Source organism: Achromobacter sp. ESBL13, assembly GCF_036668755.1.
Lineage (GTDB): Bacteria > Pseudomonadota > Gammaproteobacteria > Burkholderiales > Burkholderiaceae_B > Achromobacter.
The window spans coordinates 1,045,526-1,070,684 of record NZ_JAZEVT010000002.1; the positions used below are offsets into that span (position 1 = coordinate 1,045,526).

Genomic DNA, 25,159 nt, shown 5'->3' on the forward strand with positions numbered 1-25,159 from the left:
TGGATTTTTTTATAGGGTCGTGATCGTGCTGCTGCTGCTGCTGCTGCTGCTGCCTGCTATCGCTTTTGCGCCGGCGCGCGCGGTAAGGCACCGGCTTCACGCAAGCTGGCGATCCGCGCCTCGTCAAAGCCCGCCTGCCGCAAGACTTCATCGGTGTGTTCTGCAAATCCGGGCGGGGGACGGCCAATGCGCGCGGGCGCTTCGGACAGGCGCGTCGCCGGCCCAATGCCTTGGTAGCCGTCGCGCGACACGCGCATGCCGCGATGCACCGCGTGCGCCTGTTCAAACGCTTCGGGCACGCTGTTGACCGGGCCGGCCGGCACGCCCAGCCCCATCAGGTCGTGGCAGAGTTCGGCGCGTGTGCGGTGGGCCAGCGCTTCCTCGATGGCGGCGCGCAAGGCGTCGCGGTGTTCCAGCCGCTGGCGGTTGGTGGCAAAGCGCGCATCTTCCAGCAAGGCGCCCAGACCGGCGTAGTCGCAGAATTTGCGGAACTGGCGGTCGTTCACCACACCCAAAAAGATCTCGCCGTCGTGGCACGCAAACCGGTCGTAAGGCGCGATATTCGGATGTGCGCTGCCCATCAGCCCCGGCGTTTTGCCCGTGTGCATCCAGTTGGCGGCGTGCGGCACCAGCAGGCTTAACGCGGTGTCGAACAAGGTCACGTCCACGCGCTGGCCCTGGCCCGTGCGCGCACGGTGGTACAGCGCCAGCAAGATGCCCGACTGCGCGGTGTACCCGGTCAGGTGGTCAACGATGGGGATGCCGATGCGCGTCGGGCCGCTGGCCGTGTCCCCGTTCACGCTCATCAAGCCGCACATGGCTTGCAGGATGGCGTCGTAGCCGGGCAGGCCGCCCAGCGGGCCGTCTTCGCCAAAGCCTGAAATGGCGCAATAGATCAGCTGGGGAAAGCGCGGCTTCAAATCTGTTTCGTAATCCAGGCCCCACTTGGCCATGGTGCCGGGGATGAAGTTCTCGACCAGTACGTCGGCCTCTTGCAGCAGCCGCAGCAGCACGTCGCGACCGTCTGGCAAAGACAAGTCCAGGCCAATGGCGCGCTTGCCCCGGTTGACGGCGGTGAAGTAGGCCGCGTCGCCGTCCGCGTTGACCGGCGGGCCCAGCGCGCGCGTTTCGTCGCCGCCGGGCGGCTCGACCTTGATGACGCCGGCGCCCTGATCCGACAGCATCTGGGTGCAGAGCGGCCCGGCCAGCACCCTGGATAGATCGATGACCCGAATGCCTTCCAGCGCGCCGGCGGCGCGGGCGGGCGGGGCGTGTGCGGCATGCTCCGATGAACCAGACATCATTGACCTCGGTTTGGTCATGTCGGACGCGCGGGCGGCAAACCCGCGCGCGATCATGGTAAGCAGCGGCGGCCGGTCAGCCGTCGGAAATCAGGGTGCGGGGCGCGCGATGCGCCCGCGCCGCCCATGCATCATGCAGCCGCAAGGGCCAAGTGCGCGATGCGCGGGATGCGCCTTACGCACGGGTGGGCAATTCAACCACGCCCGAGCCCAGCACGGACAGTTCATCGTCCTGATTGCGCGCTTCCTGTTCGATTTCAACCAGGTGCCGGCCGTCTTCCACGTACTTGCGCTTGACGCGTCCCTTGAAGAACAGCATGTCGCCTTCAGGGTTGTGGCGGCGGATCTTGCACGTGGACTTGCGCAGGAAGCCGTCGTCACCCATCCAGTTCGTCAGGTGATGCGTCAACCACGAGTTGCGCTCGGGGCCGTAGTCGTAGGCGCCGGGCGCGCCCACTTCCAGCGCGAATTCTTCTTCCCAGTGCACGCGTTCCGGTACGTCGGGAATGCCGAAGCGATTGGTGATGCCCACGCCCGGATGCGCGTCGATCAGTTGCCAGGCCAGCTTGTTGGCGCGGATGTACAGGCCGCCCCAGCCTTGCGCATAGGCGATGAAGCCAGTCACCGTCATGGGGCCCTTGAACATCACGGGCAGTTCTTCGCCTTCCTTCACGTCTTCCCAGTAACGAGGCGTGGCGCCGCGCACTTCTTCCTGCGCGTACAGCTTGTAGGCTTCCTTGATTTCTTCAGGGCTGTAGCGGCGCGGTTCGCGGGCGCGCACTTCCTTGTACTTGCTGCCTTGTTCGCGGGCGTGGTCGCGTTCGGTGCGAAAGCACCAGCTGTCGGCCTCGGCCACCTTGTCGCCGTCCTGGTTGAAGAAGTCCACGTGATAGATCTGTTGCACCGCGCGGCCGGCAAAGCGCGTCTGGTGTTCCACCAGGTCTTTCAGGTGCGCTTCGGTGGAGATCACGTCGTTGCGCTTGACGGTCTTGTGCCAGGTCCAGTCGGCGCCTGACCACATGGCGTGCACGCCGGGCAGGCCGCCCACGTAGCCGGACACGATGCGGCTGGTGGAAAACAAAAAGCTGGGCAAGGCGATGATGCCGCCATGCCGCGTCTTGGCGGCGTAGTCGGGGTCCGACCACAGCGGGTTGTCGTCGCCGATGCCGTGCGCGTAGTGGCGGATGTTGTCGCGCGTGGCTTCGTAGCACCACGGCTCGGCGGTGGCGCCGATCTTCACGCCGATCCGCGCGCGCAGTTCGTCCAGGCCGCGCTCGGTGATCTTCGGGAAGCTGCGTTCGGTCTTGGCGGGTGCCTGGGCTTGGGACTGCGCTTGCGGTTTGGTCTCGGTCAGCATGATGTCTCCTCGGGATGGGTCATACGTGCGCGGCGGGCGCGGCGGGTGTTTTGTTGGTGGGGGTGTCGGTGGGCGTGTCGGTGGGCGTGTCGGTGCGGGTGTCGGTGCGGGTGTCAGGGGACGTGGCGGCGTCGCCGTCGGCCGATGGCGCGGCGACAAGTTCCTGTTCACGCAGTTTGCGGCGATGAATCTTCCCGGCCGGCGTTTTGGGCAGCTCGGGCACAAACACCACCTGACGCGGATACTCGTGCTGCGCCAACTGGCTGCGCACGGTGTTCTGAATCTCTTCCACAAAGGCGTCGTCACCCGGACGGGCCGACACCACGAACGCCTTGACGACCTGGCCGCGCAGCGTGTCGGGCACGCCGATGGCGGCGGCTTCGGTCACGTCGCGGTGCTTCAGGATGGCGTCTTCGATTTCAACGGCGCTCATCGTCCAGCCTGCGGAAATGATGACGTCGTCCGCGCGGCCGCCATGCCAGAAGTAGCCGTCTTCATCGACGCGGCCCAGGTCCTTGGTGGCTACCCAGGCATCGCGTCGCCACAGTTTCAGTTCGCCCGTCACGCCGGGCGGGCAGGGTGCGCCGCTGGCGTCCTGCACTTCGACGCGCAGGCCGGGCACGGGCCTGCCCAGCGAGCCCGGTTTGACGGTGAAGTCCGCCGCGCCCGGGTAGTTCACCAGGCACACGCCGATTTCGGTCGTGCCGTACATGCTGCACACGGGGCGTCCAAAGGTTGCCTGGACAAAGGCAGAGGTCTCGCTATCGATGGGTTCGCCGGTGAACGACACCTTGTCGATCTGGTAGCGATATTGGCCCGCCGCGCCGCAGTTGCGCATCATCCGGTAATGGGTGGCGGCCGCCGAGATGTTGTTGAACGCGTGGTCCTGCAAGGCTTGCAGCAGGCGTTCGGCGTTGAACTTGCCGGCATAGGCGCCGATGGTCACGCCCATCGCCAAGGGCGCCAGCGTGCCGTGCCACAAGCCATGCCCCCAAGCGGGGGATGACGGGCACATGTAGCGGTCGCCGGGGCGCACGCCGGTGCCGTACAGCGCGGCCAACATCAAGGTGACCAGCGCGCGATGCGTGTGGCGCACGGCGTCGGGCAGTTCACGCGTGGTGCCCGATGTGTACTGAAAGATGGCCAGGTCATCGGCCCGCGTATCGCAGTCGTACTGCGCGGGGAAGCGGTCCAGCGACGCCAGGAATGCGTCGTCCGCGATCACCACGCGCATGTCGTCCGCGGCCGGCACCATCGGCGCCTTGTCGGCGTTCGTGACCAGCATGCGCGGCTGGCAGTCCTGCACGCGCAGCCGGATGCCGTCGGGGCCGAACAGGGTGAACAGCGGCACCGCAATCGCGCCGCGCTTCATCGCACCGAACATCGCCACATAGAACGCCAGCGACGGTTCCAGCATGACGGCCACGCGGTCCCCCGCGCCGATGCCCTGATCCGCCAGGTAGTGCGCAAAGCGCGAGGACGCCCGGGCTATCTGCTGAAAGCTGAAGGTTTCATCACCTCCGGTCGCGCGCACCAGGATGATGGCGGGCTGGTCCTTGCCCGTGTGCCGGTCGATGCATTCGTGCGCAATGTTCATGCGCTCGCGGTTGCCGTCGAACAATTCCCAAAGCTTGTCCGCGGAGCAGAGCGCCTGGGCGTCCGCGTAGGAGGTGGTCTGCGTCAGCATCGTCATGTCGTCGTACCTGTGTGGGTCGGCAAGCCGTTGAACAGACTATGCGCGCCGGCTTTTAAATTGTCAATTACGTTTATCGATTGTATATATACAATTACTGGCAGCAATTACGGGCGGCAATTACGGGACGCGTTTCGCGCCGCGCAAGGTATGCTTGCCGCAATAAAAACCGGAGAGCCCGATGAGTGAAGCCAGTTCCCAGGAATCCGCCGCCGTGGCGGGGCCGCGCGTGCGCCCCGTGCCAGCGGTAACGCGGTCAATCGCCATCTTGCGATTGCTGGGCCGTGGCGGCGAGGCCATGACCTTGAAGGCCATCTCGCAGGAGCTCGGCATGGTCACCAGCACCTGCCTGCACATACTTCGTGTGCTGGTGGAAGAAGGCTTGGTGAAGGTCGACACCGGTACCAAGCGCTACAGCCTGGGCGTGGGCATGTTGACACTGGCGCGCAGCGTGATTGAAAGCAGTCCCTTCCCGGCGTTGGTGCAGCCGGTGCTGGACAAGCTGTCCAGCAGCGCGAACGTCACGGCCATCGGCGTGGAAGTCGCGGGCAGTGAACACATGGTGGTGCTGGCGCTGTCGCGCTCGACCGCGCCGTTCCGGCTGCACGTGGACGTGGGCAGCCGCTTTCCCGCGCTGATCAGCGCAACGGGCCGTTTGGTGGCCGCGTTTTCAGACCTGTCGGACAAAGAACTGGAACGCCGCTTCAAGGCGCTGCGCTGGGACCAGGCGCCCGCCTACGCGGAATGGAAGGCCGACATCGACGCCGTGCGGCGCGACGGCTACAGCCTGGATCGCAACCACTACATCAATGGCGTCGTCGTCATCGCCGTGCCCGTGCTGAACAGCCACAAGCGCATGACGCATTCACTGGTGGCGGCGGGCCTGGCCGAACAACTGGACGACGCCCGCGCGCATGCGCTGGCCAAGGAACTGCAAGCCGAAGCGCACACGCTGTCGCAACTGTTGTCCACGCGGAACTGATGCCATGTCGCATCCACCCAGCCCCGAATCCCTTGCCGCCGATGGCTGGCACCGCAAATCACTGCCCGGTTTCGCCGGGCTGATCGGCCCTTTGTGGGTGCGCAAGGAAGGGCAGGCGTGGGCCTATGGACTCTTGGCTACCGAGAATCACCTGAACCCGGCTGGCGTCGTACATGGCGGCTTGTTGACCGCGCTGCTGGACCACGGCTTAAGCGCCATCGCCTGGCAAGCCTTGGACCGCCGCGCGTGCGTCACGGTGCAACTGGACACGCACTTTCTCACGGCGGCACGCGCGGGCCAGTTCCTGGAAGTGCGCGGAGACGTCCTGCGCGCCACGTCCAGCCTGGTGTTCATGCGGGGGGAGTTAAGCGTCGCCGGGCAGGTGCTGGCGACGGGGGCGGCGGTGTTGAAAGTGCTGGACCCAGGCCCAGGCGCGAAGCCCGCGCCTGCCTGATTGCGCCGCCCCGCCTTAGAACCCGATTCGCGGCACGTGCACGCGGCCTTCCATCAGCACGCGCGCGCTGCGGCTCATGATGGCCTTGGTGACTTTCCATTCGCCGTCCACCAACTGCGCTTGCGCGCCCACGCGCAGCGTGCCGGAGGGGTGGCCGAAGTTGACGTTGTCGCGTTCCGTGCCGCCGGCGGCCAGGTTGACCAGCGTGCCCGGCACGGCCGCGGCGGTGGCGATGGCCACGGATGCCGTGCCCATCATGGCGTGGTGCAGCTTGCCCATGGACAGCGCGCGCACCAGCACGTCGATATCGGCCGCGCCGATCTGCTTGCCGCTGGATGACACATAGGCCTTGGGCGGCGCCACGAAAGCGACCTTGGGCGTGTGCTGGCGGCCGGCGGCTTCTTCCAGTTTTTCGATCAGGCCCATGCGCAGCGCGCCGTGCGCGCGAATGGTCTCGAAGCGGGCCAGCGCGGCGGCGTCGCTATTGATGTCGTCCTGCAATTCCGTGCCGGTGTAGCCCAGCGCAGCGGCTTCCAGAAAGATGGTCGGGATGCCGGAATTGATCATCGTCGCCTTGAACGTACCCACGCCCGGCACTTCCAGATCGTCCACCAGATTGCCCGTGGGGAACATCGAGCCGCCGTCGCCGTCTTCGGCCGGGTCCATGAATTCCAGGCGCAGTTCGGCGGCGGGAAACGTCACGCCGTCCAGTTCGAAGTCGCCGGTTTCCTGCACCGCGCCGTCCGTCATGGGCACATGGGCGATGATGGTTTTCTTGATGTTGGCCTGCCAGATGCGCACGACCGCCACGCCGTTGTCCGGCACGCGCGCCGGGTCAACCAGGCCGTTGGTGATGGCGAAGGGGCCGACGGCCGCCGACAGGTTGCCGCAGTTGCCGCTCCAGTCCACGAACGGCTGGTCAATGGAGACCTGGCCGAACAGGTAGTCCACGTCGTGATCCGGCTGCGTGCTTTTGCCGACGATGACGGTCTTGCTGGTGCTGGACGTGGCCGCGCCCATGCCGTCAATCTGCTTGCCGTAGGGGTCGGGGCTGCCGATCACGCGCAACAGCAACGCGTCGCGCGCCGCGCCCGCCACACGCGCGGATTCGGGCAGGTCGTCAAGTTTGAAGAACACGCCTTTGCTGGTGCCGCCGCGCATGTAGGTGGCGGTAATTCTGGTCTGAGGGGCATGGGCCATGGGGATGTCCTGGTGTCTGTGATGGTTAGGGCGGCGGTGCGCAGCCCGGTTCAGCCGGCCTTCTTGGTTTCGCCCGCAACGGATTCCGCTTCCAGGAAGTCCTGCGCAAAGCGTTGCAGCACGCCGCCGGCTTCGTAGATGGACACTTCTTCCGCCGTGTCCAGACGGCACGTCACCGGCACCTGCACGGTCTGGCCATCGCGGCGATGAATCACCAGCGTCAGGTCCGCCCGCGGTTGGCGTTCGCCGATCACGTCATAGCTTTCGGTGCCGTCCAGCGCCAAGGTCTTGCGGTTGACGCCCGGCTTGAATTCCAGCGGCAAGACGCCCATGCCGATCAGGTTGGTGCGGTGGATCCGTTCAAAGCCTTCGGCCACGATGGCTTCCACGCCCGCCAGCCGCACGCCCTTGGCCGCCCAGTCGCGCGACGAACCCTGCCCGTAGTCGGCGCCCGCCACGATGATCAGCGGTTGCTTGCGATGCATGTACGTTTCGATGGCTTCCCACATGCGCATCTCGCGGCCTTCCGGCTCCACGCGCGCCAGCGACCCTTGCTTCACCGTGCCGTCTTCGTTGGTCACCATCTCGTTAAAGAGCTTGGGGTTGGCGAAGGTGGCGCGCTGCGCGGTCAGGTGGTCGCCGCGATGGGTGGCGTAAGAGTTAAAGTCCTCTTCGGGCAGGCCCATCTTGTGCAGATATTCGCCGGCCGCGCTGTCCATCAGGATGGCGTTGGACGGCGACAGGTGGTCGGTGGTGATGTTGTCGCCCAGCACCGCCAGCGGCAGCATGCCGCGCAGCGTGCGCTCGCCGGCCAGCGCGCCTTCCCAGTACGGCGGACGGCGAATGTAAGTGCTTTGCGGGCGCCAGTCGTACAAGGGGCTGACGCCTGCTTTGCGGTCTTCCTGGATGCCGAACATCGGCGCGTACACCTTGCGAAACTGCTCTGGCTTGACCGCCGTCTTGACCATGGCGTCGATCTCTTCATCGCTGGGCCAGATGTCTTTCAGGCGGATCTCCTTGCCGTTGCCATCCATGCCCAGCACATCGCGTTCGATATCAAAGCGGATGGTGCCGGCAATGGCATAGGCCACCACCAGCGGCGGTGACGCCAGGAAGGCTTGCTTGGCGTAGGGATGGATGCGGCCGTCGAAGTTGCGGTTGCCGGACAGCACGGCGGTGGAATACAGGTCGCGGTCGATGATTTCCTGCTGGATGACGGGGTCCAACGCGCCCGACATGCCGTTGCACGTAGTACAGGCGAAGGCGACGACGCCAAAGCCCAGCGCTTCCAGATCGGGCAACAGCCCGGCTTCTTCCAGGTACAGCTGCACGGCCTTGGAGCCGGGTGCCAGCGAGCTCTTCACCCAGGGCTTGCGGGCAAGGCCGGCGCGGCGCGCGTTGCGTGCCAACAGGCCGGCGGCAATCACGTTGCGCGGGTTGCTGGTGTTGGTGCAGCTGGTGATGGCGGCAATGATGACGGCGCCGTCGGGCATCAAGCCCGGTTCGTTTTCGACCACACCGGAAATACCACGATCGGCCAGGTCCGAGACGGGCAGGCGACGGTGCGGGTTGGACGGGCCGGCCAGCGTGCGCACGACCGTCGACAGGTCAAAGCGCAGCACGCGTTCGTATTCGGCGGTCTCCAGGCTGTCGGACCACAGGCCGGCCGTCTTGGCATAGGTTTCCACCAGCGCAATCTGTTCGTCTTCGCGGCCGGTCAGGCGCAGGTAGTCGATGGTCTGCTGGTCAATCGAGAACATGGCGGCGGTGGCGCCGTACTCGGGCGCCATGTTCGAAATGGTGGCGCGGTCGCCCAAGGTCAGGCTGGCGGCGCCCGTACCGAAGAATTCCAGATACGCGCCCACCACCTTCTCTTTACGCAGGAATTCCGTCAGCGTCAGCACCACGTCGGTGGCGGTAATGCCCGGCTGCGCGCGGCCGGTAAGTTCCACGCCGATGATGTCCGGCAGGCGCATCCACGACGCGCGTCCCAGCATCACGTTTTCGGCTTCCAGCCCGCCCACGCCGATGGCGATCACACCCAGCGCGTCCACGTGCGGCGTGTGGCTGTCGGTGCCCACCAGCGTATCGGGAAACGCCACGCCGTCCTGCGTGTAGATCACGGGCGACATCCGTTCCAGGTTGATCTGGTGCATGATGCCGTTGCCCGGGGGCACCACTTCGATATTGCGAAAAGCCTGCTTGGTCCAGTCGATGAAATGGAAGCGGTCTTCGTTGCGGCGGTCTTCCACCGCGCGATTGCGCGCGAAGGCATCGGGGTCGGTACCGTCGAATTCCACCGCCAGCGAATGGTCCACGATCAGTTGCACCGGCACCACCGGGTTGACCTTGGCCGGGTCGCCGCCTTTCTCGGCGATGGCGTCGCGCAGGCCCGCCAGGTCCACCAGCGCGGTCTGGCCCAGGATGTCATGGCACACCACACGCGCGGGAAACCACGGAAAGTCCAGGTCGCGGCGCCGCTCGATCAGCTGCTTCAATGCATCCGTCAACATCGCCGGGTCACAGCGGCGCACCAGGTTTTCAGCCAGTACGCGCGACGTGTAGGGCAGGCCGGCGTAGGCGCCGGGCGCGATGGCTTCGACGGCGGCGCGCGCATCGAAATAATCCAGGCGGGTGCCGGGCAGGGTCTTGCGGTACGAGTGGTTCATCATGCCTCCGTGCGCGTCAGCGTGCTTTGCGCGATCTGTTGTTCGATGTTGATACGTGACGCGCGGATATGGCGGCGCATCAGGATTTCAGCCAGCTCGCCGTCGCGGTCGGCGATGGCGTCAAGAATGCGGTGGTGTTCGGCGTAGGCCTGCCGGGGGCGGTTGGGCGTTGTCGAGTACTGGATGCGGTACATGCGCGCCAGTTGGTAAAGCTCGTCGCACAGCATGCGAAACAGCATCTGGTTGCCGCTGCCCTTGACGATGCGGTAGTGGAAATCGTAATCGCCTTCCTGCTGGTAGTAGCCCACGCCGGCCTGAAAGGCGGCATCGCGTTCGTGGGCGTGCAGCACCTCGCGCAGCTCGGAGATTTCAGACGGCGGCATGCGCTCGGCGGCCAGCCTGCATGCGGTGCCTTCCAGCGATTCGCGAATCTCATAAAGCTCGGACAATTCCTGCTGCGACAAGGACACTACCCGCGCGCCCGCATGCGGCACGCGCACCAGCAGCTTCTGGCCTTCCAGGCGATGCAGCGCTTCGCGCAGCGGCCCACGGCTGACGCCGTGGATGCGCGCAAGTTCGGGTTCGGAAATCTTGCTGCCCGGGGCGATCTCGCCCTTGACGATGGCCGCCTGGATCTTCTTGAAAATGTGATCCGACAGCGTCTCGCCGTCCCCAGGCGCCGCCCCTGGCAGCGTTAGCACTTTGCTCATGGTGTCAACAATACGTCCGAATTACGGGGAGAATATCGGGCTAAAGCGTGATGTGAACGCTGAATTGTCAACAATTTACCCCGCAGCGAGGCGGGGCGCAAGCTGCGGGGCGCGCAGGGCGCAAGCGACCGGAAACCGCTTGCGCCGGGCCCATGGACGCCGGGCTAGCGCCTGTGGTGCACCGTCTGCATGCCGTACACCTGCACCGGCAAGCCCACGTGGCGCGCCTTCAGTTGCAGCGACAGATACTGCGAATAGTGCCGCGACTGATGCAGGTTGCCGCCATGGAACCACAGCCCGTCCTGCTGCGTCGGCTTCCACATGTTGCGCTGTTCGCCTTCCCACGGGCCGGGGTCCTTGGTGGTGTCCGACCCCAGGCCCCAGCACTTGCCTACCTTGTCGGCAACTTCCGGGCTGATCAGGTCGGCGGCCCAGCCGTTCATGGAGCCGTAGCCGGTGGCATAGACGACCAGGTCCGCCGGCAAGGTCACGCCGTTTTTCAATACGACGGCATCGCGCGCCAGGTGGCTGACGTCGGTATTGGATTGCAGCTTCACGCTGCCGTCGATGATCAGGTCGCAGGCGCCCACGTCGATGTAATAGCCCGAGCCGCGACGCAGGTATTTCATGAAGAGGCCCGAGCCGTCGTCACCCCAGTCCAGCATGAAGCCGGCCTTCTCCAGCTTGCTGTAGAACTCGGCATCGCGTTCGCGCATCTGGTTGTAAAGCGGGATCTGAAACTGCGCCATGATCTTGTACGGCAGCGACGCAAACGTCAGGTCGGCCTTGCGTGTGGTCATGCCGCTGGCCAGCGCCTTTTCGGAATACAGGCCGCCCAGGCCGATGTCCATCAACGTGTCCGACCGCACGATGTGCGTGGACGAACGCTGCACCATCGTCACATTGGCGCCGCCTTCCCACAACGCCGCGCAGATGTCATGCGCGGAATTGTTGGCGCCGACCACCACCACGTTCTTGCCCCGATAGGCGTCGGGGCCGGGATGCTGGGACGAATGCTGTTGTTCGCCCTGAAACTCGTCCTGCCCGGGAAAGCGCGGCACGTTGGGCTTGCCGGACATGCCGGTGGCCAGCACCAGCTGCTTGGGCCGCAGCATCACGGGTTGGCCGTCGCGCAGCACGGTGACTTCCCATTCCTTTTTCGCCTTGTCATAGCGCGCAGATTCGCAGACGCTGGACGTCCAGTAATTAAGCTCCATCACCTTCGTGTACATCTCCAGCCAGTCGCCGACCTTGTCTTTCGGCGCGAACACGGGCCAGTTTTCCGGAAAGGGGATGTAGGGCAGGTGGTCGTACCAGACCGGGTCGTGCAGGCACAGCGATTTGTAGCGCTTTCTCCAGCTGTCGCCCGCGCGCTCGTTCTTTTCGATGATGATGGTGGGCACGTCCAGTTGACGCAGCCGCGCGCCCAGCGCGATGCCGCCTTGCCCGCCGCCGATGATCAGCACATAGGGCTGAGTCTTGTAGCCGAGTTCGGCGGCTTCCTGCTCACGCTTTTCCAGCCAGGTCTGGCGTTCGCGGCGGCTGCCGTGTTCGGCGCCCATGGGGCGGCGCGTGCCGCTGGGTTCCTCGTGGCCCTTGAGCTCGGACATGGTGGTCAGCAGGGTCCAGATCTTGCCTTCCTTCACGCGGATGTGGCCGTAGCCGCGCGCCAGGTTCGTATCGATGTGCAGCCAGCCCTGCAAGAGGCCGTCGTCGTCGGTCGTCGCTTCACGTTCGTCGCGCGTGAAGCGCACCGGTTCGACTTGAGACAGTTGTTGGGTCAGCATGTCGCGAATCTGTGCATGGCCTTCGAACGTACGCAGGTTCCAGCTGAACAGCACCAAGTCGCGCCAATAGCATTCTTCCTGGAACAGGTCGGCGATGGCGGCCATGTCCTTGTTTCCCAGCGCGGTGTTCAGACGGGCAAGCACGGCGTCCAAAGCGGCGTCGGCGGGGGCGGTCTGCATAGCTTGTCTCCTTGCCCATGGTGGGCGTGGTTGGGGGGCGGACGCATGCGTCCGCAAGCCGCCCCGGCCTGTACCGGCCAGTGGCTGCCTGAGCTTCTTCATGCAAATGTCGTGCCAGCTTGTGTTGAGCGCGGCAGCCCCGTGGCGCAGAGCCCGCCGCACCAATCCGGCGTGGCGCGGCGCCACACCTGTGGCGCGGCAGTGTGGCGCGGTGGTGGTGCGACTGTGGTGCGACTGTGGTGCAACTGTGCGGCGCGCCTGTGGGGGCGACTGCGGGGGGCGACTGTTTGGGGTGCGGCTGTGCGGTGCGCCGGGGGCAGAAAGTGGCGGGGGCAGAAAGTGGCGGAGGCAGAAAGTGGCGGGGGCAGAAAGCGGCGGGGGCAGAAAGCGGCGGGGGCAGAAAGCGGTGGAGGCTGAAAGGGGCGGGAACCGCCTGGCGGAAAAACCTAGCGTCGCCGGCTCGGCCCCAATCCGTAGCGGCGCATCTGGCGGTGCACCGTGGAACGGTCCAGGCCCAGGCGCCGCGCGGCTTCGGAAACATTGCCCGCGCAACTGGCCAGCGTGGACCGCAGCGCCGCTTCCTCGGCCGTCACCGCCACGCCGCCCGGGGCCAGTGCGTCGGGCAGGTCGCCCGGTTCGATGACGCCGTGTTCGCACAGTGCGGCGGCCACGGCGATCACGTTGGCCAGTTCGCGAATATTGCCGGGCCAGGTGTGCGCCTTCAACGCCAGCAAGGCGCCAGGCGACAGGACGGGCGCACCCGACTCATCCTGGTGACGCGCCAGCATGCGCGCGATCAGCCAGTCCAGATCCTGGCGTTCGCGCAGCGCCGGAACGGTCAGCGTGGCGGCGTTGATGCGGTAGTAAAGGTCTTCGCGAAAACGCCCCTCGCGCACCAGCGCGCCCAGGTCGCGGTGCGAGGCCGACACCAACGCCAGACGCAGCGCGCGCGGCGCATTGGCGCCGATGGGCGTGACTTCGGATTCCGCCAGCACGCGCAGCAGCCGGCTTTGCAGCGCCAGCGGCATATCACCGATTTCGTCCAGAAACAGCGTGCCGCCGTCCGCCTCTTCGATCAGCCCCTTGCGGCCCTTGGGCGCGGCGCCGGTGTAAGCGCCCGGCAGGTAGCCGAACAGCTCGCTTTCAATCAAGGATTCGGGAATGGCCGCGCAGTTCACCGCCACGAAGCGGCCCGGCCGCCGGCTGTCTTCGTGAATCGCGCGCGCCAGATATTCCTTGCCCACCCCCGTTTCCCCTTGCAGCAGGATAGGCAGGCCTTGCCGCGCAAGCTTGGCGGCGCGGCTCTGCAACGCCGCCATCCTGGCGTCTCCGCCGTCCAGCCCGCGCAGTGCGGATGGCGTGCCGCGCACGGCCACGGTGGCGCCGCGCGTGCTGCGGTTCGGTTCGATAGCGTGGGCGAACAGGGCGTTGCCGTCGCGCGCCACGATCAGGCGGTCTTGGGGCGCATGGCCGCGCGTGTACCGCGGCAGATCGTCCAACTGCACGTCGAAAAAACGCGTGACGGGCAGTCCGATCAGCCCGGCCGGTTGGCGCCAGTCCAGCCCGGCCGCCCGCGCCAGCAGCTTGGCGCCCGAATGCGTCATGCCCAGGATGCGGCCCGCGCCGTCCAGCGAGATGGCCGCTTCCGGGTCCACGTCCAAAAACTCAGGAGACCGCGCAAAGCGCAGCACCCATTCGTTGCGCGTGCGCGCCATCAGGTTGGCCAGTTCAATGCGGCGCGTCGTGCTGTTGACCAGATGCAGCGCCAGGTTCTGGCTGGTCTTCAGGCTGGGCGAACTCAGCAGGGAAATATCCAGCACGGCGGCCAGTTCCCCGTCGGCGTTATAGATGGGCGCGGCGGTGCAGGACAGCGGCGTGTGCGTATTGTCGAAGTGGTCGGTCTGGTGGATGGTCAGCGCCTCGCCCGTCTCCAGGCAGGCGCCCACCGCGCAGGTGCCGGCGCGCGGTTCGGACCATTCCGACCCCAGGTACAGGCCCGCCTTGCGCAGCTTGGATGTCTGTGCGGGGTCTCCCAGGAATTCCACGGTGACGCCTTGCCGGTCGGCCAGCAACAACACATAGTTTTGTCCCGCCACCTGCCGGAACAGATGGTCCAGCCCGCTGCGCGCAATGCGGATCAACGCTTCGGATTGCTGCCGATGTTCTCGCAACCGGCCATCCGGCACGATATAGGCTTCACAAGCCTGCGCCGGATCGAGCTGGTACTGATCCAGGCAGCGCAGCCAACTACGCACCACATGCGCGTCGCGCTGCGTAGGCCGGCCTTGGCCCACCTGTTCGATCTCGCGAATGTGGGCGGTATGCGGGGATTCCTGACTAGGCATGTCGTCTCCAGGTTGCGCCCGATCTGTGCCGGATCAACACGGCAGCATGCACAGAGACGAATCGGCTTGTAAATGGTGGTTATCCAGCGGTGGGGGGGCTTGGTTGGCGGCGGGGGGCGTGGAGCGCAGGGCTTGCGGCCAAGCGACAGCGTGCGGCGGGTCCGGCTTTGGTTCGACGCCCGCTTGAAAATCTAGGGCAGTCACGGCTGGGGGGTCAGCGGATGTTGAGGCTTTTTATTACTTGGTACTGCCAGCGCGCACGTGAGAAAAGCGGGTCTTTGTGGTGGCTCACCAATGAGCAGAGCGAATACTGCACGGCCCAAGTTTTGCCGAGCGCGACCCCGTCCCAACAATCGTATCGTTCTTTGGTTGGCATTATTTCCAACGAGTCTGGTGTTTCGCGCAGATATTGAACTTCGAGCCGCGTGATGATGGTGGCGTCCCTATCGTTGCTTTTCGGGAATGAATAGCGATGCCTGGCAAGGATCCGCTGCCGTGTGTCCCGGGCGGCATCGTAATAGTCGCGCCTTGACGAGGTTAATTGACCGTCCGCAAATTTCAGAAACTCCAATTGGGTAAAGGGAAGATCGCGCGCTTTAAAGGAGACTATGCCTCCGTAGAAGAAGGGGCTATTTACGGGGTCTTCATACAGCATCGAGCAATCGTGCAAGTGACTGGACAGTGGCCTATCGGATTCGACGGTGTATCCGCAAGCCGACGACAGGTCGTAAAAGATCTTCGAACCCGTCGCGTAGGCGCAGGACAAGAAAACGTTGCCGACTATGAAAAGCGGGATCAACACCATCTTCACGATCATGGCCGAATGCTCCCCTCCGGTAGGGTCACCAGGATGTCGTCTGATACGGCCTGATATGCGTTAGAGAAATACTTGACCCTATTGTTTAAGTGCAACGCCGCTCTGTTGATCTGTAATGTCACGTTCAGAACATCGGCTGCTAACCCTGCCGCATCATTCAGATCGCCGAAGCCCTCGTCCAGCGTGAACTCGACGACGTCAAAATCCATGCCGCCTACGATGCCAAAGCTGAATCGGAAGTCATGCTTGTGACTCACGATGCCCCCCATTGAGTGCGTCATGCGGCACATCTTGGACAGCGGGTCAGCGTACGGCTATAGGACGACTAAGAATACTGAAGGGGACAACTTGGAAATATGCGAACGCCGAAGCGGGGCGGGGATCAAGCGGGCCGGCCTGATAGCGGTGTGGCCGGCCACCGGCGCTGTTGCCGCCTGCTGGGTTGTCAATCGCGCCGCGGCAAATCTGGCTTATCCAGCGCTGTCGCGATCCATGGACCGTAGCGCGGCCGGGATGCGGTAGCGCTTGCCGTCGAATTTCAGCGTGTGGCGGGTCTTGCCTTGCTTGACGGTCTTTTCCTTGCAGTCGCCTTGCTGCGCCGAAGCGCGGCTGGTCGAGTGGGATTCGGTGGCGATCAGGTCACGGTAGCCGCGGCGTTGCGTGTCGCCTATTGCCAGGCTGACGGCGCTTTCCGAAAATTCGCCCGCGCACGTGGTGTCCCACACGCCCGACGAGCGGTTGACGGACATGCCGTCCAGCACCAGGCGCAACTCGTTGTCGTGCACGGTGAATAACCGCAAGCTGGTTTCATCGAACGGGTTGGCGCGCGATGCCCCTTCGCGTTCGATGCGGATGCCGAACGCGCGCTTGTCGGTTGCCACGTCGTAGCGAGCGGTGTCGAACGCCAGCCCGGCGATGCGCACCGCATCGTCCGACATCAGGCCCACCAGCCGCCGCCGTTGGCGCACTTGCAACGTTTGCTTGTCCAGCACCAGCACGTCCAGATCGCCGACGTGGCCGTTCTCGGGGTCGGGGGTGTCCTGCATCAGCGGCACCGCCACCAGCAACAGGTCCGGATTGGCGGGCCATGCCTTGCATGCCACGGCAAACGGCGCGCCCACGTCCGCGTCGGAAAGCGTGACGATGGCGTGCCCTTCCTTCAAGCGGATGCGGCCTTGGGCGTCCGGCGTGTCGGTATTGCTGTAGACCGTTCGCACGATGCCGGCCGCCTGCGGGCAAGGTCCGCTGGCGGCTTGCGCGGCGCCGCAGGCCACCACGGCGGACAGAAGCAGGGCGGCGGGCAGGCGCGAATGGGGACGGAACATGGCGGGCGGGCGGAATGGAGGAAGTCCGAATTCTAATCACGCCACTGGTTCGTGGCGCGCCCCTTCGCTACCGCCCGCTACAGATCGCTACAGGTCAGCCCGAACTCTGCCGATTGCACCGGCGCGGAAACAATCGCTACAGGTCCACGCGGACCTTGCCCGCCTGCACCAGGCCAGCCACGTTGCGGATCTCGGCCAGCAGCGACTGTTGCAACTGCGCGGGTGTACCGCCTGTGGGGGCAAAGCCCTGTTCGGCCAGCTTGCCGCTTACGGCCTCGGTTTGCAGTCCGCGGTTGATGCCCTGGTTCAACGCGGCAATCACCGCGTCGGGCGTGCCGGCCGCGCAATACGTGCCGAACTGGATCTGCGCGTCGAACCCGGCGTAGCCGCTTTCCGCAACCGTGGGAATGTCGGGATATTTCGCCAGCCGCTCACGGCTGGTAACGGCCAGCACGCGCAGCCGTCCGCCCTTCATATACGGCTCAACGGCGGCCACCGTGGCAACCACCAACTGGATCTGGCCGCCCAGCAGGTCCGTCATCATTGGGCCCGTGCCGCGATACGGCACATGCAGCATGTCGATCCCGCACGCCGCTTGCAGCAGTTCGGTCGCCAGGTGTTGCGGCGTGGCGTTGCCGGGCGACCCGAACGTCAAGCCCTTGGGATCGCGCTTGGCCTGGGCCACCAGGTCCGCCAGTGTCTTGGCGGGCAGGTCGGCATTGACGGCCACCATGTAGGGAGAACGTGCGATGGGGCAGACGGGCGCCAGCTGCTTGAGCACCTCTTCAGGCGGACGCGCGTAGTAGCGCACGGAGGGCACCAGCCCGGCAAACAGCAGTACGCTGCCGTCCTTGGCGCCATTGGCGGTGTAGTCGGCGCCCAGCATGCCGCTGGCGCCGGGCTTGTTTTCGACGACCACGGGGCGGTCCAGCGCGCCTTCCAGCGTGGCGGCAATGACGCGGCCCAGCACATCGGTGCCGCCGCCCGGTGGAAACGGCACGATGACGCGCAGTGGCGCCTCGCGCGCGGCGGCATTCCGGCTTAGCGACAAGCCCAACGACAAGCCCAACGATGCGGCCAGCGGCGTCGTTGCGCCCAGGGCAAGGTGCTTCAAAACGGTTCTGCGATTCATGCATTTGTCTCCATCTGCGCTCCGTCTTCAGAGCGTTGGCCGATCGCCTCTGTCGGGCGGGCGATTCAGCGCGGGTCTGCGTGGTCGGTGGTGTGGGCGTGGCGGACGGCGTTGGGCTTGGGCTTTCTACATCCTATGGCCAGGAAACGGGCTTGATGACGGGCTGCGCAATGGCTGGGCCGCCGGGTCATTCGCCCGGTCGGGCATACCGTCCAGTGGTGCATCCGATTGCCCCCCCGGCAATAAAAAGCCGTGCAACGCCGAGGCCAGCGCCTCGGGCGCTTCCACCGGCAGCATATGCCGTTGCCCGTCCAGCACGCGCACTCGCGCGTCGGGCAGCGCCCGTGCCAGCGCGCGCGACATGCGGGGCGTGGACCCGACGTCATCACTGCCCGTCATCACCAGCGTGGGGCAGGCAATATCGGGCGCGGCTTGCGTCAGCAGCGGGTCGCCATGCGCAAACAGACGATAGGCCACCAGGAAGTTGGCGCGGTTGTTTTTTATCAAGCGATGGCCGATGGCGGCGACGCGCTCTGGGCGGGCAGCTTCGAACGCGGGCGTGAACCAGCGTTGCAACGACACCGCCGCCGACGCCGCCACGTCCTGTGTGGCAGCGGCCACCAGGCGCGCCTGCACGGCCCGCACCTCGTCGGGCGTGCGCTGGAACACCGTGCTGAGCAGCACCAGCCGGGTTACGCGTTCAGGCCGGGCGGCGGCGTAGGCGCCCGCGATCAGGCCGCCCATGGAATAGCCCAGCACGTTGGCTTCGCCCCAGCCCGCCGCATCCAGCTCGGCATCCAGCTGCGCGATAAATTGTGCGATGTTGGCGGCGCCCTGGATGCCGGGCGCCGCGCCATGGCCCAGCAAGTCGTAACGCAGCACGTCAAAGCGGGCTTCCAGCTGTGGCGCCAGATCGTCCCAAAGCGTGTGGTCCAGCCCCACGCCGTGCAGCAGCACCAGCGGCGCGCCACGGCCGGATCGTCGACGTGGCGTGCTCATTTCGTTTGCGCCTCTTGCGCCAGTTCCTGCAAATCGGAATAGCGGTTGCCGATGCGGTGGTGCGGCCGGCCGGACGTTGCCGCGCCCAGGGCAATGACGATTTCGTCGGGGGCGGGGGCGTCGTTGATGTTGGTTTGCACGGTCAGGTAGTGCGAACGCAAGCCTTCGTCTTCCTTGTGCATCAATGGCACGGAAATCACGCAACCCGGGCCGCCGCGCGTGTTGGTGAAGGCCAGGTAGCTGGTGCCGCCCACCGCGTTGCGATAGGCGTTGCCAAAGCGCAGCGTGTGTATCAGCGCGGACGCGTGTTCGACTTCGCCTGACGTGCCCACCACCGCCGCCTTGCCATAGGCTTCGATCTGGTCGGCCGACCCCGCTTGCCGCAGTATTTCGGCCACCAGCAGTTCGCCCAGCGGCGGCGCGTTTTCCAGAATCCGCGGGCGCAGGTCTTCCTGGAACGGCAGGCCCGCCCAGGGGTTGCTGATCACGGCGGCCGCCACGATCATGACCAGCGGCCGCTCGGCCGGCTTGCCGCCTTCGATGCAGGTCTTTTCCACGTAGCTGATGATCTTTCGGACTTGCAGGGCCATTCGATTGCTCCAATGCATAAGGGCTGACGATGGACCTATTGTTCAAGCCAGGGCGGAATTTTGACAATCCAAATTAACTCAAGTTAATTTCGGAAAACCTGAAGTCAACCCACACCCGCCATGCCCACACCCCTGAAGATTCAGCACCTGCGCCAATTCCTGTTGGCGGCCGACCATGGCAGCTTCCGGCTGGCGGCCGAGGGCACGCACCGCTCGCAGGCCGCCGTGTCCGCCGCCATGCAGGACCTGGAACAGCAATTGGGCGCGCCGCTGTTCGAAGCCGGCAAGCGGGCCCAACTGACGCCACTAGGCCTGGCGGTGGCGCCCCTGCTGCGCGAATTGCTGGCCACGCATGACCGCGTGCTGGATGCGGCGCGGCAGTTGGGCATGGGCAATACGGGGCCGGTGTCGCTGGCGGTGATGCCGTCGCTGGCCGATGAATGGTTGCCACGCCTGCTGGAACGCTACGCGCGCAGCCACCCCGATATCCGCATCCGCGCCGTGGATGAATCGTCACAGGACGTGCACCGGCTGGTGCTGACCGGCGAGGTGCAGGTGGGCGTTGCCGGCCAGGTACCGCGCACGGCCGAGGTGGCGTTCACCCCGGTGGCGCGAGATGCCTTCGGGCTGGTGTGCCGCAAATCGCATCCGCTGGCGCGGCGGCGCGGGGCCGTGCCGTGGGCGGCGCTGGAGGGTGAACGCCTGATCGGCAACGCCACCTTCGACACGCTCAAGAACCGGCAACTGGGCGGCGCCATCGATGACCCGGCCATGGTGGTGTCGAACCGCGCGTCGTTGCTGGCCAGCGTAATCAGCGGGCTGGGCGTGACGGTGCTGCCGGTGCTGGCGCGACCGTCCGTCAGTAGCGGCTTGGCGTTCGTGCCGCTGTGCGAGCCGACGGTCGAGCGCATCGTGGGTGTGCTGACCCGCAGGGAAGAAACCTTGTTGCCCTCGGTGGCGGCCATGCATGCGCTGGCCTTGCGGTCGCTGGCGCAGTTCACGCGCCGCAAGGGTGCAGCGCTGGTGTAGCCGGCCGACGGCACGGCGCTCAGACGCCGCAGGCCACCATCATGAATTGTCGAAACGCGGTGGCGGGCTTGGCCATGGCCGCGCGCGGGTGCCAGAGCAGGCCGGCTTCCATGGGCGGCACGGCGTCGGTGATGGGCACCGCTTCGATCTTGCGGCCTTCCAGCGACCACGGTCGATACACCATGTCCGACAGCACGGTCACGCCGAACCCGTGTGCGACCAGCCCGCGCAGCGCCTCCATCGACCGCGTGCGCAGCGCGATGTCGGGCGTCAGGCCATGCGTGCGCCAATAGCCCAGCGTGGACCTTTCACCCTCGTCCACTTCCAGCAGGATGTAGGGGTAGCGGGCGATGTCCGCCAGCGACGGCGCCGACGCATTCAGCAGGGGGTGGCCCGACGCCGTCCACAGCTGCCGCCGCGACCGCACCAGCACCTGATGCGCAAAGCGATCGCGCTTGTCCACGTTGGACAGCAGCGCAATGCCCAACTCGACATCGCCGCCGGCCACGGCAGCCTCGATATCCGGGCGGTCCATGTCCACCAGGTCCAGCGTCACATCGGGATAGCGGCGGCGAAAGCGGGCAAGCAGGTCGGGCAGGAAGTAACCCAGCACCGTGTATGACGCGGCGATGCGCACCGAGCCGCGCAGGGCATAACGCTGAAAGCCGGGTTCGCGGATGGCGTCATCCAGGGAATCCAGGATGTCTTGCGTGCGCCGATGAAAGTTGTGGCCTTCCGGCGTCAGCGTCACCCCGTGCGGGTGGCGGTCGAACAGACGCACGCCCAACTGCGCCTCCAGCGCAAGAACCGCATTCGTGACGGCTGATTGCGACACGTGTTCGTCGGTGGCCGCCCTGGAAAACCGGCCGCTGCGGGCGGCCGCCGCAAAGTACCGCAACTGCCGCAGGGTGACATCGTTTGCCATCTGTTTTTCGAATACCTGCTACCTGAAACTATGAATATACGATAGCCAGCGCGCTTCCTACACTGCGGAAAACACTGAAAAAACCCCGCCATCCGCAGGAGACAAACGCGTGAATGCCCCCTTACCCCCGGGCGCGGCCGAGACCCATGGCCTGTCGCTACAAGACAAGTACACGCAGGACACCGGCCGCGTCTATCTCAGCGGCACCCAGGCGCTGGTGCGCCTGCCCTTGATGCAAAAGCAGCGCGACCAGCAGGCGGGCCTGAACACCGCCGGCTATATCTCCGGCTACCGGGGCTCGCCGCTGGGCGGCCTGGACCAGGCGCTGTGGAAGGCCAAGCAACACCTGGCCGCGCACGATGTGGTGTTCCAGCCGGGCGTGAACGAAGATCTGGCCGCCACCGCCGTCTGGGGCACGCAGCAGGTCAACCTGTTTCCGGGCGCCACGCGCGACGGCGTATTTGGCATGTGGTACGGCAAGGGGCCGGGCGTGGACCGGTCGGTGGACGTGCTGAAACATGCCAATTCGGCCGGCTCCGCCGCGCACGGCGGCGTGCTGATGCTGGCGGGCGATGACCATGCGGCCAAGTCCTCGTCGGTGGCGCATCAGTCTGAACACGTCCTGATCGCCAGCGGCATCCCCGTGCTGTACCCGTCCAACGTGCAGGAGTACCTGGACTACGGCCTGCACGGTTGGGCGATGAGCCGCTATACGGGCTTGTGGGTGGCCATGAAATGCGTGACCGACGTGGTGGAATCCAGCGCGTCGGTGGACGTCAACCCCGACCGCGTGCGGATCGTCCTGCCGCAAGACGCGCTGCCCGAAGGCGGGCTGAACATCCGCTGGCCGGACTCGCCGCTGGCGCAAGAGGCGCGCCTGCTGGACCACAAGTGGTATGCCGCGCTGGCCTACGTGCGGGCCAACAAGCTGAACCACGTGGTGATCGATTCCCCGCGCGCGCACTTCGGCATCATGACGGCGGGCAAGGCCTATCTGGATGTGCGCCAGGCGCTTAACGACCTGGGGCTGGACGACGCCGCCTGTCAGGAAGCCGGCATCCGGGTGCTGAAGGTGGGCTGCATCTGGCCGCTGGATGCCAGCGATGCGCGCGCATTCGCGACCGGCTTGAAGGAAATCCTGGTGGTCGAGGAAAAGCGCCAGATTCTGGAATACGCACTGAAAGAAGAGTTGTACAACTGGCGCGACGACGTACGCCCGCGCGTGTTCGGCAAGTTCGACGAACGCGAACACGGCGGCGGCGAATGGTCATCCCCGCGTGGCAACTGGCTGCTGCCCGCGCGCTATGAGCTGTCGCCCGCGCTGATCGCGCGCGCCATCGCCGCGCGCCTGGACAGAGCCGACCTGTCTGACGCATTGCGGGCGCGCATCGCGGCGCGCCTTGCCGTGATCGACGCCAAGGAACGCGAGGCCGCCCGCCCCACGCTGGTGGAAGAACGCAAACCGTGGTTCTGTTCCGGCTGTCCGCACAATACGTCCACGCGCGTGCCGGAAGGCTCGCGCGCCGTGGCGGGCATCGGCTGCCACTACATGGCGATGTGGATGGACCGCAATACCGACACCTTCAGCCAGATGGGCGGCGAAGGCGTGGCGTGGCTGGGGCAGAAGGATTTCACCAGCGAACGCCACATCTTCGCCAACCTGGGCGACGGCACCTACTTTCATTCCGGGCTGCTGGCGATTCGCGCGGCGGTGGCGGCGCGAGCTTCCATCACCTACAAGATCCTGTTCAACGACGCTGTCGCCATGACGGGCGGGCAGCCCGTGGACGGCGTGCTGACGGTGCCGCGGATTGCGGCGCAGATGCAGGCCGAAGGCGTGGTCAAGACGGTGGTGGTCACCGACGAGCCCGATAAATACACCGGTGCCGCCGCGCTGCCCGCGTCCGTCGAAGTGCACCACCGCAAGGCGCTGGATGACGTGCAGCGCGCGCTGCGCGATATCGTCGGCACCACGGTGCTGATCTACGACCAGACCTGCGCCACCGAGAAGCGTCGCCGCAGGAAGCGGGGCGACTATCCCGACCCCCTGCGCCGCGCTTTCATCAACGATGCCGTGTGCGAAGGCTGTGGCGACTGCTCGGTCAAATCCAACTGCCTGTCCGTCGAGCCCCTGGACACGCCCATGGGCACCAAGCGGCGCATCAACCAGTCTTCGTGCAACAAAGACTTTTCCTGCGTGGAAGGCTTTTGCCCCAGCTTCGTGACGGCTGAAGGCGCGATGCTGCGCAAGCCCGTCGTGGCGGGCGGAGCATCGGCCTTGCCGGATACCGCGCCCGATATTCCGTTGCCGGACCCCGCGCACATCGCGCCGGGCGCCGCGTTTCGCGTGGTGGTCGCGGGCGTGGGTGGCACGGGCGTAGTGACGGTGGGGGCGCTGCTGGGCGCGGCGGCCCACATCGAGGGCAAGGGCGTGACGGTGCTGGACATGGCCGGCCTGGCGCAAAAGGGCGGGGCGGTGCTTAGCCATGTGCAGTTGGCTAACGGGCCGCAAGACCTGCACGCCACCCGCGTGGCGCTGGGCGAAGCGGACCTGGTCATCGGCTGCGATGCCTTGGTGTCGGCATCGCCCGAGGTGCTGTCCCGCCTGCGCCCGGATCGCGGGCGCGCCGTGGTCAACAGCGCCGCCGCGCCCACGGCTGCGTTTCTGTCGCAACCGTCGTGGCGCTTTCCCGGTGCGCAAGCCGAAGCCGCGGTGGCGAAAAGCACGGGCGGCAATTGCGACTTCATCGAAGCCGGGCCGCTGGCCGAGGCGCTGCTGGGCGACACGATCTACGCCAACCCTTTGCTGCTGGGCTACGCGTGGCAACGCGGCGGGCTGCCGCTAAGCCGCGACAGCCTGCGCCGCGCCATCGAGATCAACGGTGTGTCGGTGCAAAAGAACCTGGCCGCTTTCGAGCTGGGCCGCCGGGCGGCGCATCAGGGGGTCGACGCGCTGCGGCCGGCCAGGGCGGCGCAAGTGGTGGCGCTGCCCGAGTCGCTGGACGGCCTGATACAGCGCCTGGCCGCGCATGTGCGCGCGTACCAGGACGAGGCCTATGCCGCGCGGTATCTGGCGGCGCTAGAGGCGGTGCGTGCGCGCGAAGCGGCATTGCCCGGCGGGCAGCGCGGGGAGGTGACGCGCGCGGTGGCGGCAAACCTGGCCAAGCTGATGACCTACAAGGACGAGTACGAAGTGGCGCGTCTATACACCGACCCGGCGTTCAAGGCCAAGCTGCAAGCGCAGTTTGAAGGCGAGCCGGGCCGGGACTATCGCGTGCGCTACTACCTGGCGCCACCGGCCTTCGCGCGCCGCGACGCGCAGGGCCGTCTGCAAAAGCGTGCGTTCGGCGCGTGGATGGGCTGGGCTTTCAAGTTGCTGGCGCCGATGAAGCGCGTGCGGGGATCGTGGCTGGACGTGTTCGGCAAGACCGAAGAGCGCCGCATGGAACGCCAGCTGGCGACGGACTACCTGGCGCTGGCCGACGAGTTCTCGCGCACGCTGACGTCCGCCAATCGCGATGCCGCGCTGGACCTGGCGATGCTGCCGGATTCGATCCGTGGCTACGGGCACGTCAAGGAGAAAAGCGTGGCGGCGGCACGCGAGCGGCAGGCCGGTTTGCTGAAACGTTATCGCCATCCGGAAGCGGGATCGCTGGCGGCGTAG

General features: G+C 66.0%; 19 protein-coding genes. 4 read left to right on the forward strand and 15 right to left on the reverse strand.

All coding sequences use genetic code 11. The features are described 5' to 3' along the window. Positions 1 to 56: 56 nt before the first annotated feature. From V6F88_RS13625 to V6F88_RS13635, 3 genes are all read right to left on the reverse strand, one after another. Positions 57 to 1,304, reverse strand: coding sequence for a CaiB/BaiF CoA transferase family protein (locus tag V6F88_RS13625; protein ID WP_332610073.1), 1,248 nt, complete (start codon positions 1,302 to 1,304; stop codon positions 57 to 59). Positions 1,305 to 1,476: 172 nt separating this feature from the next. After that, complete coding sequence (locus V6F88_RS13630; RefSeq protein WP_332610075.1) at positions 1,477 to 2,658, reverse strand: FAS1-like dehydratase domain-containing protein; 1,182 nt, start codon at positions 2,656 to 2,658, stop codon at positions 1,477 to 1,479. A 19-nt stretch (positions 2,659 to 2,677) separates the two neighbouring features. After that, positions 2,678 to 4,351, reverse strand: coding sequence for an acyl-CoA synthetase (locus tag V6F88_RS13635; protein ID WP_332610076.1), 1,674 nt, complete (start codon positions 4,349 to 4,351; stop codon positions 2,678 to 2,680). 181 nt (positions 4,352 to 4,532) lie between these two features. On the opposite strand from V6F88_RS13635, the gene V6F88_RS13640 reads away from it, so the two are divergent. Next, positions 4,533 to 5,333, forward strand: coding sequence for an IclR family transcriptional regulator (locus tag V6F88_RS13640; RefSeq protein WP_332610077.1), 801 nt, complete (start codon positions 4,533 to 4,535; stop codon positions 5,331 to 5,333). 4 nt (positions 5,334 to 5,337) lie between these two features. Then, complete coding sequence (locus V6F88_RS13645; RefSeq protein ID WP_332610078.1) at positions 5,338 to 5,787, forward strand: PaaI family thioesterase; 450 nt, start codon at positions 5,338 to 5,340, stop codon at positions 5,785 to 5,787. Positions 5,788 to 5,802: 15 nt separating this feature from the next. On the opposite strand, the gene prpF is transcribed toward V6F88_RS13645, so the two are convergent. The 11 genes from prpF to V6F88_RS13700 all read right to left on the reverse strand — a co-directional run bounded on the left by prpF (position 5,803) and on the right by V6F88_RS13700 (position 19,541). Continuing rightward, positions 5,803 to 6,987: a 2-methylaconitate cis-trans isomerase PrpF gene (prpF, locus tag V6F88_RS13650; protein WP_332610079.1), complete on the reverse strand. Its 1,185-nt coding sequence runs from the start codon at positions 6,985 to 6,987 to the stop codon at positions 5,803 to 5,805. A 50-nt stretch (positions 6,988 to 7,037) separates the two neighbouring features. After that, entirely contained in the window at positions 7,038 to 9,656 is a 2,619-nt protein-coding gene (gene acnD, locus V6F88_RS13655) for a Fe/S-dependent 2-methylisocitrate dehydratase AcnD (protein ID WP_332610080.1), read from the reverse strand. Continuing rightward, positions 9,656 to 10,366: a GntR family transcriptional regulator gene (locus V6F88_RS13660; protein WP_332610082.1), complete on the reverse strand. Its 711-nt coding sequence runs from the start codon at positions 10,364 to 10,366 to the stop codon at positions 9,656 to 9,658. The genes acnD and V6F88_RS13660 overlap by 1 nt, the downstream gene beginning before the upstream one ends. Before the next feature lie 164 nt (positions 10,367 to 10,530). Beyond that, positions 10,531 to 12,333, reverse strand: a complete 1,803-nt coding sequence (locus V6F88_RS13665) for an NAD(P)/FAD-dependent oxidoreductase (protein WP_332610083.1) — start codon at positions 12,331 to 12,333, stop codon at positions 10,531 to 10,533. A 446-nt stretch (positions 12,334 to 12,779) separates the two neighbouring features. Continuing rightward, entirely contained in the window at positions 12,780 to 14,678 is a 1,899-nt protein-coding gene (locus V6F88_RS13670; protein ID WP_332610084.1) for a sigma-54-dependent Fis family transcriptional regulator, read from the reverse strand. Between the two features lie 214 nt (positions 14,679 to 14,892). Beyond that, positions 14,893 to 15,495 (reverse strand): hypothetical protein, encoded by a 603-nt coding sequence (locus V6F88_RS13675; protein ID WP_332610086.1) that lies wholly within the window; start codon positions 15,493 to 15,495, stop codon positions 14,893 to 14,895. Next, positions 15,492 to 15,776, reverse strand: a complete 285-nt coding sequence (locus tag V6F88_RS13680; RefSeq protein ID WP_332610088.1) for a hypothetical protein — start codon at positions 15,774 to 15,776, stop codon at positions 15,492 to 15,494. The genes V6F88_RS13675 and V6F88_RS13680 overlap by 4 nt, the downstream gene beginning before the upstream one ends. Before the next feature lie 189 nt (positions 15,777 to 15,965). After that, positions 15,966 to 16,820 carry a hypothetical protein gene (locus V6F88_RS13685; RefSeq protein WP_332610089.1) on the reverse strand — a complete coding sequence of 285 codons (855 nt, stop codon included), beginning with the start codon at positions 16,818 to 16,820 and terminating at the stop codon, positions 15,966 to 15,968. A gap of 136 nt (positions 16,821 to 16,956) precedes the next feature. Further along, positions 16,957 to 17,952: a Bug family tripartite tricarboxylate transporter substrate binding protein gene (locus V6F88_RS13690; protein WP_332610091.1), complete on the reverse strand. Its 996-nt coding sequence runs from the start codon at positions 17,950 to 17,952 to the stop codon at positions 16,957 to 16,959. Positions 17,953 to 18,078: 126 nt separating this feature from the next. Beyond that, complete coding sequence (locus V6F88_RS13695) at positions 18,079 to 18,951, reverse strand: alpha/beta fold hydrolase (protein ID WP_332610093.1); 873 nt, start codon at positions 18,949 to 18,951, stop codon at positions 18,079 to 18,081. Continuing rightward, entirely contained in the window at positions 18,948 to 19,541 is a 594-nt protein-coding gene (locus V6F88_RS13700) for an amino acid synthesis family protein (RefSeq protein WP_332610094.1), read from the reverse strand. Before V6F88_RS13700 ends, V6F88_RS13695 begins: the two co-directional genes overlap by 4 nt. Positions 19,542 to 19,661: 120 nt before the next feature. Between V6F88_RS13700 and V6F88_RS13705 the strand changes: the two genes are divergently transcribed. After that, positions 19,662 to 20,570, forward strand: a complete 909-nt coding sequence (locus V6F88_RS13705; RefSeq protein ID WP_332610095.1) for a LysR family transcriptional regulator — start codon at positions 19,662 to 19,664, stop codon at positions 20,568 to 20,570. A gap of 19 nt (positions 20,571 to 20,589) precedes the next feature. On the opposite strand, the gene V6F88_RS13710 is transcribed toward V6F88_RS13705, so the two are convergent. Continuing rightward, positions 20,590 to 21,495: a LysR substrate-binding domain-containing protein gene (locus tag V6F88_RS13710; RefSeq protein ID WP_332610097.1), complete on the reverse strand. Its 906-nt coding sequence runs from the start codon at positions 21,493 to 21,495 to the stop codon at positions 20,590 to 20,592. A gap of 109 nt (positions 21,496 to 21,604) precedes the next feature. Here V6F88_RS13710 and V6F88_RS13715 point away from each other — a divergent pair, with 109 nt between their 5' ends. After that, positions 21,605 to 25,159, forward strand: coding sequence for an indolepyruvate ferredoxin oxidoreductase family protein (locus V6F88_RS13715; RefSeq protein WP_332610099.1), 3,555 nt, complete (start codon positions 21,605 to 21,607; stop codon positions 25,157 to 25,159).

What these genes read in the sequence shown, in the direction of transcription:
- V6F88_RS13625 (WP_332610073.1), bottom strand. Translation starts at nt 1,304, where the DNA reads ATGATGTCTGGTTCATCGGAGCATGCCGCACACGCCCCGCCCGCCCGC.
- V6F88_RS13630 (WP_332610075.1), bottom strand. Translation starts at nt 2,658, where the DNA reads ATGCTGACCGAGACCAAACCGCAAGCGCAGTCCCAAGCCCAGGCACCC.
- V6F88_RS13635 (WP_332610076.1), bottom strand. Translation starts at nt 4,351, where the DNA reads ATGACGATGCTGACGCAGACCACCTCCTACGCGGACGCCCAGGCGCTC.
- V6F88_RS13640 (WP_332610077.1), top strand. Translation starts at nt 4,533, where the DNA reads ATGAGTGAAGCCAGTTCCCAGGAATCCGCCGCCGTGGCGGGGCCGCGC.
- V6F88_RS13645 (WP_332610078.1), top strand. Translation starts at nt 5,338, where the DNA reads ATGTCGCATCCACCCAGCCCCGAATCCCTTGCCGCCGATGGCTGGCAC.
- prpF (WP_332610079.1), bottom strand. Translation starts at nt 6,987, where the DNA reads ATGGCCCATGCCCCTCAGACCAGAATTACCGCCACCTACATGCGCGGC.
- acnD (WP_332610080.1), bottom strand. Translation starts at nt 9,656, where the DNA reads ATGAACCACTCGTACCGCAAGACCCTGCCCGGCACCCGCCTGGATTAT.
- V6F88_RS13660 (WP_332610082.1), bottom strand. Translation starts at nt 10,366, where the DNA reads ATGAGCAAAGTGCTAACGCTGCCAGGGGCGGCGCCTGGGGACGGCGAG.
- V6F88_RS13665 (WP_332610083.1), bottom strand. Translation starts at nt 12,333, where the DNA reads ATGCAGACCGCCCCCGCCGACGCCGCTTTGGACGCCGTGCTTGCCCGT.
- V6F88_RS13670 (WP_332610084.1), bottom strand. Translation starts at nt 14,678, where the DNA reads ATGCCTAGTCAGGAATCCCCGCATACCGCCCACATTCGCGAGATCGAA.
- V6F88_RS13675 (WP_332610086.1), bottom strand. Translation starts at nt 15,495, where the DNA reads ATGATCGTGAAGATGGTGTTGATCCCGCTTTTCATAGTCGGCAACGTT.
- V6F88_RS13680 (WP_332610088.1), bottom strand. Translation starts at nt 15,776, where the DNA reads ATGACGCACTCAATGGGGGGCATCGTGAGTCACAAGCATGACTTCCGA.
- V6F88_RS13685 (WP_332610089.1), bottom strand. Translation starts at nt 16,820, where the DNA reads ATGTTCCGTCCCCATTCGCGCCTGCCCGCCGCCCTGCTTCTGTCCGCC.
- V6F88_RS13690 (WP_332610091.1), bottom strand. Translation starts at nt 17,952, where the DNA reads ATGAATCGCAGAACCGTTTTGAAGCACCTTGCCCTGGGCGCAACGACG.
- V6F88_RS13695 (WP_332610093.1), bottom strand. Translation starts at nt 18,951, where the DNA reads ATGAGCACGCCACGTCGACGATCCGGCCGTGGCGCGCCGCTGGTGCTG.
- V6F88_RS13700 (WP_332610094.1), bottom strand. Translation starts at nt 19,541, where the DNA reads ATGGCCCTGCAAGTCCGAAAGATCATCAGCTACGTGGAAAAGACCTGC.
- V6F88_RS13705 (WP_332610095.1), top strand. Translation starts at nt 19,662, where the DNA reads ATGCCCACACCCCTGAAGATTCAGCACCTGCGCCAATTCCTGTTGGCG.
- V6F88_RS13710 (WP_332610097.1), bottom strand. Translation starts at nt 21,495, where the DNA reads ATGGCAAACGATGTCACCCTGCGGCAGTTGCGGTACTTTGCGGCGGCC.